This is a genomic window from Nocardiopsis sp. NPDC058631 (assembly GCF_042716955.1).
GTDB lineage: Bacteria > Actinomycetota > Actinomycetes > Streptosporangiales > Streptosporangiaceae > Nocardiopsis.
This window is the reverse complement of record NZ_JBHXQY010000011.1, coordinates 36,441-50,650: the sequence shown is the minus strand read 5'-3', so window position 1 is coordinate 50,650 and position 14,210 is coordinate 36,441. Positions and strand designations below refer to the sequence as shown.

At 68.1% G+C, this 14,210-nt stretch carries 13 protein-coding genes; 6 read left to right on the top strand and 7 right to left on the bottom strand.

What is annotated here, in order from left to right; all coding sequences use genetic code 11:
- Window positions 1-275 precede the first annotated feature (275 nt).
- The 3 genes from ACFWTE_RS06315 to ACFWTE_RS06305 are packed head-to-tail and all read left to right on the top strand — an operon-like array spanning window position 276 to window position 1,983.
- Complete coding sequence (locus ACFWTE_RS06315; protein WP_378778271.1) at window positions 276-611, top strand: hypothetical protein; 336 nt, start codon at window positions 276-278, stop codon at window positions 609-611.
- Window positions 608-970, top strand: coding sequence for a PadR family transcriptional regulator (locus tag ACFWTE_RS06310; RefSeq protein ID WP_378778270.1), 363 nt, complete (start codon window positions 608-610; stop codon window positions 968-970). Before ACFWTE_RS06315 ends, ACFWTE_RS06310 begins: the two co-directional genes overlap by 4 nt.
- Window positions 967-1,983: a permease prefix domain 1-containing protein gene (locus ACFWTE_RS06305; protein WP_378778269.1), complete on the top strand. Its 1,017-nt coding sequence runs from the start codon at window positions 967-969 to the stop codon at window positions 1,981-1,983. The genes ACFWTE_RS06310 and ACFWTE_RS06305 overlap by 4 nt, the downstream gene beginning before the upstream one ends.
- Before the next feature lie 595 nt (window positions 1,984-2,578).
- On the opposite strand, the gene ACFWTE_RS06300 is transcribed toward ACFWTE_RS06305, so the two are convergent.
- Both ACFWTE_RS06300 and ACFWTE_RS06295 read right to left on the bottom strand, forming a co-directional pair.
- Entirely contained in the window at window positions 2,579-3,547 is a 969-nt protein-coding gene (locus tag ACFWTE_RS06300; RefSeq protein ID WP_378778268.1) for a zinc-binding dehydrogenase, read from the bottom strand.
- Between the two features lie 105 nt (window positions 3,548-3,652).
- Window positions 3,653-4,405, bottom strand: coding sequence for an NUDIX domain-containing protein (locus ACFWTE_RS06295; RefSeq protein ID WP_378778267.1), 753 nt, complete (start codon window positions 4,403-4,405; stop codon window positions 3,653-3,655).
- 117 nt (window positions 4,406-4,522) lie between these two features.
- On the opposite strand from ACFWTE_RS06295, the gene ACFWTE_RS06290 reads away from it, so the two are divergent.
- The 3 genes from ACFWTE_RS06290 (at window position 4,523) to ACFWTE_RS06280 (ending at window position 8,284) form a co-directional block, all read left to right on the top strand.
- A complete protein-coding gene (locus ACFWTE_RS06290; RefSeq protein ID WP_378778266.1) occupies window positions 4,523-5,272 on the top strand; it encodes a hypothetical protein in 750 nt (249 codons plus the stop codon).
- Window positions 5,273-5,407: 135 nt separating this feature from the next.
- The gene (locus ACFWTE_RS06285; protein ID WP_378778265.1) at window positions 5,408-7,276 is read left to right on the top strand and encodes a hypothetical protein; all 1,869 of its coding nucleotides are present in this window, start codon (window positions 5,408-5,410) and stop codon (window positions 7,274-7,276) included.
- Window positions 7,277-7,378: 102 nt separating this feature from the next.
- A complete protein-coding gene (locus tag ACFWTE_RS06280; RefSeq protein WP_378778264.1) occupies window positions 7,379-8,284 on the top strand; it encodes a phosphorylase in 906 nt (301 codons plus the stop codon).
- Window positions 8,285-8,370: 86 nt separating this feature from the next.
- Here the strand turns inward: ACFWTE_RS06280 and ACFWTE_RS06275 are convergent, their stop codons facing one another.
- The 5 genes from ACFWTE_RS06275 to ACFWTE_RS06255 all read right to left on the bottom strand — a co-directional run bounded on the left by ACFWTE_RS06275 (window position 8,371) and on the right by ACFWTE_RS06255 (window position 14,206).
- Window positions 8,371-9,636 carry a PQQ-binding-like beta-propeller repeat protein gene (locus ACFWTE_RS06275; protein ID WP_378778263.1) on the bottom strand — a complete coding sequence of 422 codons (1,266 nt, stop codon included), beginning with the start codon at window positions 9,634-9,636 and terminating at the stop codon, window positions 8,371-8,373.
- A 115-nt stretch (window positions 9,637-9,751) separates the two neighbouring features.
- Window positions 9,752-10,033 (bottom strand): hypothetical protein, encoded by a 282-nt coding sequence (locus ACFWTE_RS06270; RefSeq protein ID WP_378778262.1) that lies wholly within the window; start codon window positions 10,031-10,033, stop codon window positions 9,752-9,754.
- A 91-nt stretch (window positions 10,034-10,124) separates the two neighbouring features.
- Window positions 10,125-11,399, bottom strand: coding sequence for a PQQ-binding-like beta-propeller repeat protein (locus tag ACFWTE_RS06265; RefSeq protein ID WP_378778261.1), 1,275 nt, complete (start codon window positions 11,397-11,399; stop codon window positions 10,125-10,127).
- A gap of 42 nt (window positions 11,400-11,441) precedes the next feature.
- Window positions 11,442-13,859 (bottom strand): hypothetical protein, encoded by a 2,418-nt coding sequence (locus ACFWTE_RS06260; RefSeq protein ID WP_378778260.1) that lies wholly within the window; start codon window positions 13,857-13,859, stop codon window positions 11,442-11,444.
- 44 nt (window positions 13,860-13,903) lie between these two features.
- On the bottom strand, window positions 13,904-14,206 hold the full coding sequence (locus tag ACFWTE_RS06255) for a hypothetical protein (protein WP_378778259.1): 303 nt from the start codon (window positions 14,204-14,206) through the stop codon (window positions 13,904-13,906).
- Window positions 14,207-14,210 lie beyond the last annotated feature (4 nt).

Sequence of the window (14,210 nt, the reverse complement as noted above, 5' to 3'; positions counted from 1 at the left end):
GCGATGGTCTTCTGCTACCTGCCCGAGGAGCTGCGCACCGGCGACATCACCGTGGCCGGGCCGAACGAGTACACCGACTGGACCGAGCGCCTACTGCCCTGGGAGAAGTACGAGCGCCGTCCGGAGGCCTTCTGCGCCGAGGCAGGCCGCGGCGATCGAGGCCTGCCTGCCAGAGCGGTCGCTGCTGGGGATCGTGGGCCGCACCGCCCACTGGCCGGGCTGGCACCACCGAGGCCGCGCGCCGCATCGCCGGGATCACCGCCCGGGAGCTGCCGGTGGTGTGCAACCGCCACATCGACATCGCCAAGGCCACCGCCGAGGACCTGGTTGCACTCTCCCCCTACATGTGCGCCCGCATCTCCCGGTTCGGCGCCTACGCCCCGATCGCCACGCAGAGTAATCACATGGTGCGGGAAGAGACGAATACCGACTACTCGATCACCGGCCTCCACCAGAACCGCCCCCGTCACCACGTCCGGGTCCTCGCCAGCCCGGGTACCGCTCGGCGGACCCTTGGCGGGCGGCGATCCCGACACACCGGCAGTTCGGTCACGGGCTTGTCGTACTACGACAGACGTAGTACGGTCGAGGTACTAAGGAGCCAAGGATGAACAGGAGCGTTCTCGTGATCAGCGCCGACGCCATCCGCGGCTACGTCGACCTCATTGTGCTCTCCCTGCTGCGCCACGGCCCGTCCTACGCGTACAAGCTCGCCCAGCGCATCACCGCGATCAGTGGCGGCGACTACGCCATCAAGCAGACCACCCTCTACTCGGCAGTAAAACGGCTCGAATCCAGCGGCCACGTCAGTTCATCCGCCGACATCGCACCCTCCGGCAAAGCGCGCACCTACTACCGCATCACAGGCATGGGCCTCGCCCACCTCGACGCCAAGATCGAGGAGTGGCACAGCACGAAGTCCGTCGTCGACAAATTCATCGACATAGCCAGCGAAGGAGACTCCCCGTGAACGTCGTCAACTCCTATCTGGACACGATGTTCAGCACCTACCCACAGACCCCGCGCCTGCTCGAGGCCAAGGCCGAGCTGCAAGGCATGATGGAGGACGCCTACACGACCCTCATCGCCGAGGGCCACACCGAGAACGAGGCGGTCGGACGCGTCATCCGCGACTTCGGCAGCCTCGAAGAGGTCGCGCCGGTCCTCGGTATCACCGCCGACATCACCCCGACACCGGCTGCTGCCGCTGACGCCGGAACGGCCCCCGCGCCCCCTCGGTACCCGCCCGTGACCCTCGCAGAAGCCCAGGACTACGCCGACGCGCAGCGCCGTACCCGCTTCCATACCAGCACAGCGGTCGTGCTCTTCGTACTCTCACCCACAGCATTGATCGCGCTCCCGGTCGCCGCAGAGTCCGGCGTGCTCGCCCTCGGCAACGCCGCCGGGGCGTTCACCGGAATCCTGGCCCTGCTCGTGCTGGTCGCTATCGGGGTGATGCTTTTGGTCACCGCCTCGCGTGAGACCGCGCCCCACAGATGCATCACGGAGGGCCACTTCTCCGTCAACCCCGAAGTCACCCGCTGGGCCGACGCGCTGGCCGGACGGAACAACGGCGGTCGCACCCGCGCCCTGCGGGTCGCGATCGCACTCTGGATCCTGGCCCCCCTGCCACTCATCGCCGTCGCGCTCTTCACGGACAGCTCACCCCGGGGCGACGCATGGACCGTCATCGGCGTCGTGGTCGTACTCGCCATCGTCGCGGCCGGACTCGGGATACTGCTGCCCCAGACCTGGGCGCACACCGTCACCGGGCAACTCACCCGTGGCAGCGGCGGAGAGCGCAGCGTCGTCGGCGTGATCGCGGTGTTCTACTGGCCGTTCCTCGCCGCGATCTACCTCGCCTGGAGCTTCATCGGCAACGCCTGGGACGACTCATGGGTTGTGTGGCCCATCGGGGCGGCGCTCTTCGCTGGGATTGCAGCGGGCAGCCCTGCGATCGCGAGCTATCGCAGGGCACGCTGACCCACCCTCTGGCGCACGACCGGCTGTCCGGGCACGCCTGGACATGCTTCGTCTCCCCGGTCGGCACGGCCGCCGCGCAGAACGGAGCACTCACCCGAGAACGCGGGGACCACTCACCGGAACACACCGATGCGACAACGACAGGAAGGGCAGCGGAATGGCACACCCCTTGAGCGGGTCCAGGACGCCTTGAGCGACCGGCAGAGCCCGGCGGAGAGGCACAAGACCGTGCGACATCTGCCGCCCCAAAGCGGCCTGGACACGATCGGTATGCGGATTGCAGGAGGCGCCGGTCCGTGGGCGCTGTGGGGCGGCCCGAGCACGCGGTGATGAGGGCCCCGGCTCTGCACCGATGGTCCGGCTACCGCGCCGAAGAAGTGCTCCCCAGCGGCCATCGGCTCATGATCAGCATCTGATCCCGACCGCAGCCGCTATCAGCCACCATTGTCCCTTTTCGACTTACGTGGTTCACCCCGGGGTCGGCCCCGTCCCGGAGTCAGGGGGCCCGCCCCGGTGGCTCCGGGGCGGGGGCACCCGCAGGCCCGCGACGGGTGCGGTCACCGCCGACCCGGCCGGAAGGCCGCGCCGTGCGGGGTCAGACCGTGAAGACGACCTTGCCGAAGAGGTCGCCGTCGAGCATCGCCCGGAAACCCTCCTCGGCCCGCGCCAGGGGCAGCACCCGGTCGATCTCGGGGCGCACCCCGGTCCGGGCGCACATCCGCGCCAGCGCGTCCAGCTCCTCCCGGGTGCCCATGGTGGAGCCGATGACCCGCAGCTGGAGGAAGAACACCCGGTTGAGTTCGGCCGGGGGTGCGTCGCCGCTGGTGGCGCCGCAGGTGATGACCGCGCCGCCCGGTTTGAGGGAGCGCAGCGAGTGCGCCCAGGTGGCCTGGCCGACCGAGTCGAAGACGGCGTCGACCTTCTCCGGCAGCCGCTCGCCCGTGGGCAGCGCCGCGTGGGCGCCCAGGGCGAGGGCCCGCTCCCTCTTGGCGTCGCTGCGGCTGGTGGCGTACACGCGGTGCCCGACGTGCGACGCCAGGCGGATGAGTGCCGCCGACACCCCGCCGCCCGCGCCCTGCACCAGCACGGTCGAACCGGGCCGCAGGTCGGCCTTGCCGAAGAGCATGCTGTAGGCGGTGAGCCACGCGGTGGGCAGGCAGGCGGCCTCCTCGAAGCTCAGTTCCGGCGGTTTGGGCACCAGGTTGCGGCGGGGCACGGCGACCCTCTGGGCGAGGGCGCCGTCGTACACCTCCGAGAGCAGCGACCTGCGGGGGTCGAGGGTCTCGTCACCGCCTCCTGCCGCGGGGTCGCCGATGACCCCGTGCACGATGACCTCGTTGCCGTCCTCGTCGACACCGGCCGCGTCGGTGCCCAGGACCATCGGCAGGCTCTTCTCGCTGAGCCCCGCGCCGCGCAGGCTCCACAGGTCGTGGTGGTTGAGGGCCGCCGCCCTCACGTCGACCACCGTCCACCCCTCGCGGGGTTCGGGGTCGGGGCGTTCGCCCGCCTCCAGTCCGGAGAGCGGGTCCTCGGGTGCGATGCGTGCTGCGGTGATGGCGAACATGACGGTAGCCAACCACGCCGACCGAACCCGGTTCTACCCCGGGGCCGGCAGGTCCCGGGGCGTCGGCCCCGCGGCTCCGGCGTTCCTGCCGTCCCCGGGACCGTCTCACCCCCCGCCCGGCCCGCTCTCCGGAGCCCGACCGGTGATGTCCCCCGAGCGCAGGAGCGGCGGGTACATCACCTCGGCCCCGCCGAAGCGGTAGAGGGCGGCGGGGCGGCCCGTCTCGGCGGCCCGGCGCTCGCCCGTCGGTTGGAGGAAGCCCGCCGTCCTCGTGACCTTGCGGCGGAAGTTGCTGGGGTCCAGGGAGATCCCCCAGATCACCTCGTAGACGTGCCGCAGGTCGCTGACCGTGAAGGGCTCCCGGCAAAAACTCGTGGCCACGGTCGTGTACTCCAGTTTGGAGCGGGCGCGCTCGACCGCGTCGGCCAGGATCACCCCGTGGTCGAAGGAGAGGCCGAAGCCCGCCCGCAGGGCCTCCCCCACCGGGGCCCAGAAGGCGTGGGCGGCGTCGGTTCCCGCCACGGGGGCGGGCAGGTCCGGACCCAGCGCCAGGTAGGCCACGGTGATGACGCGGCCCCTCGGGTCGCGGCCGGGGGCCCCGTAGGACCGCAACTGCTCCAGGTGGAGCCGTCCGCCGTCCAGGCCCGTCTCCTCCCGGAGTTCGCGGAGCGCGGCCTGGTCCAGGCCCTCCTCGGGGCGTACGTAGCCGCCGGGCAGCGCGCTGCCGCCCAGGAAGGGCTCCTTGCCGCGTTCGACGAGGAGCACGTGGAGCGCGTCGTCCCGGACGGTGAAGATGACCAGGTCGACCGTGACGGAGACGGGGTACCGCGGAACGGCTGGTGGGGCGCTGTGCGTCATCCTGCCAACCTACTCAAGGTCAACTTGACCTAAACTCGGACTCCCATTAAGGTCAAGATGACCAGAAAAATTCCCTACCGATCGAGGACCAGCCGGACCCCACACGAGGAGCCCACGTTGACGGAATTCATGCTCGGCGTCACCAGTTCGCTGGCCGCCACGGCTGTCACCGTCGGGCTCGGGGGCCTGCTGTCCCGGCGTCTGCGCTGGTGGCTCCTGGCCGCGGTCTCCCGGCTCAGCGGGCTCGGAGTGCTGCGGGTCCACCGGCACCAGGACGACGCGAAGGCCGCACTGTCCGGCGAGATCAGCCGGGCGCGCTGGCTCCGCGTCATGGTCGGGCGGGGGAACGAACTCACCCGGGACGGCTTCGCGCCGTTGTGGAGCGGCGGAGGACGGCCGCCGGACCACGTCCGGGTGCTCCTGCCCGACCCGGCCTCCACCCGGTCCTCCTCCGACGTCTCCGGGGAGGTTCCGGGGGAGGCCCCGGGCTCCGCCGCAGCCCGCCACGACGGGGGCCCGCTGTCCTGGCTCGACCGGCGGGAGGCCGAGCTGATCGCGCTCGACCCCGGTTTCGGTCGCGGTCTGCTCTCCGAGCAGGTACTCGCCAACTTCCACTACCTGTCCGAGGCCACCCGGGACCTGGCCAACACCGAGATCAGGTTCTACGAACTGCCGCACCTGTACCGGATCATCGCCACCGACAATCTCGTCTTCCTCACGCTGTACCAGAACGGGGCACACGGCAGAAGGTCCCCGTGTATCGTCGCGCACCGATCCGGTTCCCTGTACGACTTCGCGCTGCGGATCTTCGACACCGCGTGGGAGTCCGGCCGGGTCCCCGGCGCCGCTCCCGCACCCGGCCCCTGACGCACCCGCGACGAGAAGCCCCGTGGCGGCGACCAGCACCAAGGACCTCCGCTCAGGTCACCCCGCACCCCCCGTTTCCCCATCCATCCGGGACCGGGCGCCGTGAGGCGCACCCGGAATCCGAAGGAGCCAGTCGTGACCGAACCACGAGCAGAGCACCGCGGGCACTCCGACCGGCAGGCGGCCGGCCCACCCGGCGGGCACCACCCCCACAGTCCCGACGGGCGACCCGGGCCCGCCCCCGTGCCCGTGTCGGGCGTGGAGGCCGCGGCCGGAGCCCCCCAGTACGACTCGACCACCCGTCTGAGCTGCGCGGCCTGGACGGACGCCTCCTTCCGCGCCGACGTCCTCCGGGAACGACAGGAGAACCCCAGCCGCACACTGGCCCGGGAGCCCGGGCTGGACGCCGCGCGGGTCACCGAGGAGTGCCGGAGGGCGCGCAACGTCCGGGCCGCTGCGGGCGCCTGGTTCCTCGGCCTCGCCGTCTTCCTCCTCCTCTTCAACTTCCTCGCCGGGGTCACCGCCCTCGCCCTGTCCGCCATCCTGGGCGGTGTGGCACGCTACCGCGCCCACCGGGGATCGACGGCGCGGCTGGGCTGCGTGGCCTGGACCCTCATCCTGCTGGTCGGCTCCACCGTGGTGTTCGCGGTGCTCGGCGCCCTGCTGGAACCGTTCACCGGTTCGGGCATGGGCGCCGACGACCCCTTCGGCACCTCCGACGGCTTCGCCCAGGACTCGGGCGACGGGGGGACGGGCGGCCTGATTCCGTCCTGGCTGGCCTTTCTCCTGCTGCTCGCCGCGGTGGTGGGACTCGGTTACTGGGTGCGGCTGAGGACCAACACCGCGCTCCTGGCCATCCGGGCAGGGGCGGACCGCCCTTGGAAGGGCAGCGGTGTCGGCACCGTCCCGGTGGCCTTCTACAGCGACTTCATGCCCTTCGTCGGCGCCGGGGTGCCCTACGAGTCCTGGCCGGTGACGCTCAAGCTCCTCCCTGCCAAGGTCGTCAACGAGCACACGTCGCCACCACCGGAACAGGACGGGCCGGACGGGGCCGCGGATGCCGCGGGCACCGTGGGCGAGGCTGTGCGGGACGCGGGCGAAACCGGTCCCACGGTGGCGGGCGCCGCCCTGATCGAGCGCCTCTACGACAGGCTGCGCACCGAGATGCCCCTGCTCACCGGCACCGAGGGCACCCTGACCACCACCCGGCGCGAGGTCGAGGTGGCCGACTGCGTGTTCCTCCCGGGGGTCCGGCAGGACGACATCACCGTCCTGGCCCCGGCCCTGATCGACACGGGCCGGTGGGCGCTGCGGGAGGAGTGGATCAGCGGATTCGTCGAGGCCTTCCACGAGCGCGCCCGGCACTTCCTGGAGATCGGCGTCAGCATGTGGGAGAGCCAGGTCGTGGTCACCGTGTTCGTCAGGCTGACCACCCAGGGCGGGCTCCTGCGCGTCGAGGGCGAGACCATGGTGATGCCCCCGATCTCCCCCGGCCACCAGGTCCCCTCCGGGCCCCTCCCCCTCGGCTCCGATCCGGCGGGCGTGGCACAGCTGCTCTGGGCCTCGCTCCGCGGCGTCCCGGAGAACCTCTGGGCCCTGCCGGCGGAGGCCCTCGCGTGGAACAGGTCCAGGGTCGCCACCAACGCGAACAACAAGCTGTACGCCTGGGCGCGGGCCCACCAGGACTTCTTCGACTACTCCCCCCGGATGGGCATCCGGGCCCGGTCGGCCACGACCCGGCTGGACCAGCTCTTCCAGGCGCACGACGTCAGGCGGGTCACCGAGACCGTTCCAGAGAAGGTGTTCGTCTGCATCCGGGAGGTGCTGCGGGAGGCGGGTTACAGCACCGCGCAGGTCGCCCAGATCCTCCAGAACATCAACAACAACTCCGGCAACCAGGTCTTCGGCACGCAGAACGCCGACGGCATGAACTTCGGCCCCGGCAACACCACCGTCAACAAGGGGGCCGGCAGCGGAGGTTCGGGCGGCCCGGACCGGAGTTAGGTCCTCCCCGCCCGGGGCCGTGCACGTGTGCGGACGACACGCGCACGGCCCCGGGCACCCACCCACAGGCAGAGTCACGGTTCGAGGTAGGGAGACAGCACCATGGGCGGCCACAACTACGGAAACCAGTCGTATGGCACACAGAACGCCGACGGCATGAACTTCGGCTCCGGCAACACCACCGTCAACAAGGGGCCCGCCACGCCCGAGCCGTCAGCAGCGCCGTCCGGCGGCCGGCACACCCGGCGGGGTGCGGTGGCGGACGCGGTGGTGATCACCGCCATCGCGAGCGAGTACGCGGCGGTGGCCGCGCACCTGACCGGCCCGTTCGAGGAACGCGGCGAGAACGGGACCCTCTACCGGGTCGGCACGCTCAGCGGGGCCCGGCGGTCGCGCCGGGTCGCCCTGGCCCAGGTCGGGCCGGGCAACGTGGACGCGGGGGTGTCCCTGGAGAGGGCGCGTACGGCCTTCGCCCCCGAGGTCATCCTGTTCGTCGGGGTGGCCGGCGGCATCAAGGACGTCCGGCTCGGTGACGTGGTGGTGGCCGACGCGATCTACGACTACGAGACGGGGAAGGAGGACGGGGAGGGCTTCGGTTCACGGGCCAAGACGGCGGCCCCGTCCTACGCCGCCGTGCAGCGGGCCATGGATGTGGCGTTCCGCCAGGAGTGGCCCCGGCGTGCGCTGACGAGCCCCCTCCCGAACCCGCCCCGGGCCTTCGTCAAGCCGGTGGCCTCGGGGAACAAGGTCGTGGCGCACCGGGACGCGCTCACCGCCGAGCGGCTGCGCAAGCACTGCGGGGACGCGGTCGCGGTGGAGATGGAGGGCTACGGCTTCCTGCGCAGCGCCTACCTGTCCTCGGACACGCAGCCCCTGGTGATCCGGGGCATCTCGGACCTGCTCAGCGGCAAGGACGAGGCCTCGGACACCCTGTGGCAGCCGATCGCCGCCGCCCACGCGGCGGCCTTCGCCGCCGAGTTCCTCGACCTCTTCGGTTCGGAGGGGTAGGCGGCGGGTCGGGCGTCGGGCGCGGGCGCGGGTCGGGTCCCCCGGTCCGGCGCCCGTGGCCGTGCGTGGGCTGGGACCGGGCGAGCCTACTGCAGACCCATGACGCCGCTGCTCCCGGAGTGGTCGATGTAGGAGACGGCGACGGCGCCCGGCACGGCGACGGTCTGGTCCAGTTCCATGGAGGCTTCGGCCTCCCACGAGAAGGTGACCGGAACGGTCTCCTCGAAGCCCTCGAAGGCGGCCAGCTCCGTCTCGCCCGTCCCGCCCTCGAACAGGTCGCCCATGTGGAGCAGGCCACCCTCCAGCCCGACCGTCTCGATGTCTCCCTGCAACGCGTTGACGATCGCCGTGCCCGCGCCGACCCGCTCGTCCCCCAGGCTCGCACGCACGTCTCCCCCGAGTTCCTGGATCCGGTAGCCGCGCGTACTCCCGTCCCACACCCCCAGAAGGGAGCCGTCCTCGCTGGACCAGAGGACCTCTCCCCCGTCGAGGGCTTCGACGTCACCCGTGGCGGGGTCGATGACCTGGCCTCCCTGGTCGTAGGGGTAGTAGGCGGTAGCCAGTCCGCTCTCGTGGACCGTCAGGTCGCGTTCGTGCGCGTCAGCGGGGAACATGCCCGCTGAGGCCTCTGTCCGCCACAGTTCGTCACCCGTCGCCGGGTCGAACCCCGCGAACCCCGACACGAACTCCTGCCCCTCGGTCATCTCGACCGGGTCCTCACCCTCGGGCTGCTCGTAGCACGTGAAGGCCGCCACCAGAACGTCATCCGTCGCAGCGGTCCGGTCGACGCTGCCGACGTCGTCGCACCCGGCCACGTCCGGGACCGACCAGGCGGTCGCGTCGCTGCCCAACTCATGGGCGACCAGGTTCTCATCGTCCTCCACCGTGATCCAATGCTCACCGGTGACACTGCCCAGCCCTCCCCGGACGAGCCCGGACGCGCTGTCCCCGTCTCGGAGCTCGTAGTCGTGGACGGATTCCCCCGTCGAGAGGTCGATGACGACCATCCTCGGTGGGGCCTCCGTGTCGTCGGAGTCCAGGACCTGGAGCACGAAGTACCGCCCCTGGCCCGCCACCGCACCGAACACCTCACTCCCAGGCACCCTGTGCTCCCACATGACGCCGCCGTTCTCCCCCGAGAGACCGATCACCCCGTCGTCCACCACAGCGGCGACGCCCCCGGGGACGGCATGGACACCGGCGAGGTCGGCCACGCCCTCGGGTGCCTCCCATGTCCACGCCACGCGGCTGACGGAGGTCGGCCGGTCGAGGTCCCTGATCTCCTCGGGGGCTCCGGCCGGACCGGTCTGGTCCCCGATCGACGCGCAGGAGGTGAGGAGGAAAGTGGCCACAGCGGCGACGGGTACCCCGTGTCTCATGAGGGAGGGCCCTTTCAGAATCGTCATGTCCCGGTACGGCCCGGAGTCTCCGGGGCACCGGTGGCGCGCGACGGGCACTGAACCCGCCTCACTGGTAGACGACCAACCGCGTGGGGTCCGGGGACCTTCCGTCCACCTGGTCGTCGAACAGGGCGAGCACCCCGGAGCCGGTGGCCAGCAACTCCGTGACAGGCCCCCGTGGGTCATCCGCCAGAAACTCCTCCACCGCCTCGACCTCCGCCATGGTGAATGCGCCCCGCGCGTCGTCGGCCACCTCGGCATCCGCCACCGTCTCGCCCTGAGCCGCGCACCCCGTTCCCAGCACTACCGCGGCGAGCCCGGCAAGCGCGTACCCCCAACGGCCCTGCATCACGCTTTCACCTCAGGTCTCATGGCAGCGGCCGCGAGGATGGCAGCTGTGACACGCCGCGTCCAAGGGGCACAGTCGCCCCGGCCGTCCTCTAGCGCAGCCCGATGACACCGCTCCGTCCTTCGCCATCGGTGTAGGAAACCGCGACGGCGCCCGGCACGGACTCGGCGTCGTGGACCTCCGTCCTCTGCGCATCCCAGTCGACCGTGATCTCGGAAACACCCTGGAAGCCGGCGAAGTAGGCCAGCATAGGCGTATCCGCCCCTCCTTCGACCTCCTCCGCCAGGTACAGGACTCCGTCCTCCAGGCCAAGGAACCCGCCTCCGCTGACAGTCGGTGCGGGCGCGGCGCCGGTCTCCTCCACGAGGCTCGCGAGAACCTCACCAGAACGATCCTCACGTCGATAGTCCCTGGATTCGGCGTGCCAGACCCCCAGTCCCGAGCCGTCGGAATTCGACCACAGGACGTCGTTCCGTCCGAGATCCGTCACGTCACCGGTGGAGGGGTCGACCAGTTGACGGACCTCTTCGTAGGGGTATTCGACAACGATCAGACCTCTGCCCTGAACCGTCAGCACTCTGCTGTGGGAGTCTGCCGGGAACAAACCGATCTGGCTCTCGGACCGCCAGAGTTCCTCACCGGTGGTGGGATCGAACCCCACCAGCCCTGAGGCGAACTCCTGTCCCTCCGTCATGTCGACCGGTTCCTGGCCTTCCGGCTGCTCGTAACAGGTGAAGGCGGCGACCACGACGTCGTCGAGGACGGCGAGGTCGTCGACGGATCCGACGTCCGCACACCGGGCCAGGTCGCCCGTGGCCGACGACCACAGGACTTCACCGTCCTCCAACTGGTGGGCGGTCAACCCGTCCTCGTCCTGGACAACCCACACGTCGCCGGTGACACCGCTGAGGGACTCTCCGATCTGAGGCATCCAGCCGACACGTTCCACGGCCTCGATGTCGGTGGAGTCGAACTCGTGCACGATCTCACCGGTTCCCGAGTCCAGGATGATCAGCTCTGCCCCGCCCGTGTCCTCCCCGCCGTTCCGCTCCCACCGGAGCACGACGTAACGACCGTTGTCGGAGACGTTTCCCGAGACCTCCCCCTCTGAGACCTGGTACTGCCAGAGCTCCTCACCGGTTTCCCCGGACAGAACAACGACTCCGGCTGTCTGCAAGACCGCCACACCGCCAGGCACCGGGAACACCGCCAACCGTGAACTGTCAGGGGTACCCCACTCCCACGCGACCTCGCTCACGGATGTGCGGTGGTCCAGCTCAACGACGGATTCCGTGACCTGGTGCCCTGGAGAAGAACACCCAACGAGAAAAACCATGAGAAAGAAAATAGAGAATATAATTCGCACGGAACTTCCAGATCGATAGGGTCAAATCATACTGCGAGCCGCTTAGCCCTCAGGCTTCCATACGGAAACTGATTCCCACTTGTCCCCAGTCCTATCAAATGCACTCAAGTAATTGTTGACCGCATTCGCCATACTCCCCTCACCATCCAGCCAGGGCCTCTCATCCAAGCTGTCAAAGACGGTCTGAAAGGTGCCGTCCGAATTCTTTCCATCCCATTGCGCATGATCCACAGGAACATACTGACTCCCCCCACCGTCTTCCTTCACCGCACCTACCTCCACAAGCTCCTCCATAAGATCAGGATCAGCATTTGCCGCAGCAGATATAGCAAATCCCATCAATTTCTCATCATGAGCCCAATCTTCAACAACGGGAACTCTGGTTCCCTCAGGATTCTCGGGAATCGACAGGGACTCCTTGGCGGCAAACTTTGCCATCTCGACGATGAATCCGGAAACGTTCCTGTCCCCGGCAAGGCCACCAATCACATCCACAGCCGCACTCGTTACCTTGTTATGGTAAGCCGCAGCATCGTTATGAACGTCCGATCGAATCGCACTTTCATTCATCAGTGCATTATCGACAAGCCCCTGCAGGCTTCCCGCCAGCACTGTGGGCGTGTGATCCCTTTCACCACTACTGTCCGCGTAACCTTCCATCCCCTCCGCCGTATGCATGGAAACCTCACCATATACTCGCGCAGCCGCATCTGGGTCACCCATAATAAACTGGGTGAATGCCAACCGACTCTCCGCCGAAAGTTCAACTCGCCCGAGCTCTTCATTCCAGCCGTGAGAGACATCCTTGTTTCCCGGAAGTCCATCTGAATCCGAAAATTCATTCATGTATGAGATGAAGACATCACCAAGCCCATCAGCCAACTCTCCGTTCAGGAAACCAGCCGACACATCCATCCAAAGGATTTCCTCTTCAGCATCCCCTTCACCTACACTTTCGTTGACACTGTGGCCAGTCGCGAATATAGCCTCCTGGAATTCAGGGTTCTCCATCGTTTCCAGAAGGCTAGCCAGAGCGGTCCCCCGGATCTCGTCGGTGACCTCGCCGACGTCCACGCCCCGGCTCTGGCCGATCCAGTCGGTGATGCCGCTCACCGCGGCGCCGTCGTCGGGCCAGTTGTGGGTGTAGAAGGTCTCCAGGATCTTCTCCGGGGTCAGGTCCCCGTGGCTCTCGTGGTGCTGGAACTCATTCCCCTCGAAGTCCTCACCCGTCAGGATGATGTAGTTCGCCTCGTCGTTGCGTGAGGCAACCTCGATGACGTTCTGGAAGTGCTCGTTCCCGGGCTCGCCACCGAAGTAGGGGACGTCGAGTGTGGCGGCAACGGTGCCCATCAGCGTGGTAGAGAACTCGGTTCCGCCCTGGATGCCAGGACCGGCGCTGTCAAGGAAGGTACTCAAAGTCGCAAATGGACCTCCCCAGTCACTGTAGGAGTCCATGAACCCGGTGAGTTCCGATTCATGGTGGAGGCTATTGACATCAGCAAATTCAGGAACATCCATGACATCGATGACGTCCTGAGGAATCCTGTCCATGCCGCCGCCGATGTTCTCGTCGGACAGCAAGAGCATGGAGTTTGCCAGGTTGCGGCTGATGTCCCCCCTCAGCGAGTCACTGATGTGCTCGCTGGAGTTAACCTGGTCCATGAAGTTGAGAAATCCAGGGTCGTCACTGTTGACGGCGCTGAGATCACCGAAGAGCGTCTCCAGGAACTCGATCTCCCCATCCAGGAGTTGGTCCCCGTTCTGCTGCGCGGTCTGTGCGCGTGAGACGATGTTCCCGATGAGCGCGAGGTACTCGGGGTTGTCTTCGAGAGCCTCGATGCTTCCGTCATAGCCGTGCAGGACCGCGTTCTCGATGTGGATCGCGATCGTCTCCGCCTGGCTCTCATCGACGTAGAAGTAGTCCAGGTCATTGGTGGTGTAGAACCCGATGAGGCCGTACTCTCCCAAGTGACCGCCCTCAGCCAACGCACGAATGTTTCCCGGGGTCGGGCCGCCGCTCAGCAGATCCTCGGACTCGCCGCATCGGATTTCCAGATCCCGCCACGCCTGTTCGGCGTCCAGATCGTGGGAATCGATGATCTGCTGGACGATGTTCGGGTCGTCCGGCTCAGCGTTGTTGGACAGGGCGGCGTCGAGCTCTCCCTCAATCTCCTCGATCTTGTTCTCGTACCACTGGACGTCCGTACTGACCTTGTCGAGCACGCCATAGGCGTGGGTGCACGCCATCATCGAACTGCTCCAGGAGGAGTGGTTCTCCTCGGCGGAACTCCTCAGCCCCTCACCGATCAGGTCCGTGAACTCGAATCCCACGGGCTGGGTGATGGTGTTGTACTCGCCGGATCGCCCGCTGATCGCGGCGTGCAACTCCTCGAAGGTGGTTCTGGCCGATGCGATAACACCTCGGTCGATATCACAGGGGGTGTAGTTGAGCGCGGACACGGGGAACTCCAAAACTGGGGATCTAAGGGGGTGTGAGGGGGCTCTTAGTTGAACTGGGGGCCGTTGATGGGGATGTGGTACTCCTCCGCTGCCTCGATGTCCGTCACGGCAGCTTCATAGGAACCGTCCTGGATGTTCTCCGCGAGGGTCCTCGCATGCTCCTTGACGTCGACCATGTGCTGCGTGTGGTCCGCGCCAAAGGCGCTCCACCCCGTCACGCCCGGCGGAGAACTCACCGCGCTCTTGGCTGCCTGGATCGCCTCGTCGAAGTCGGTCGGCAAATCCCGGAGCCGGGCCGCCGCGTCTGCCGATGCCGAGCCGCCCGCATAGGCGTCGTCCGCGTTCACACCA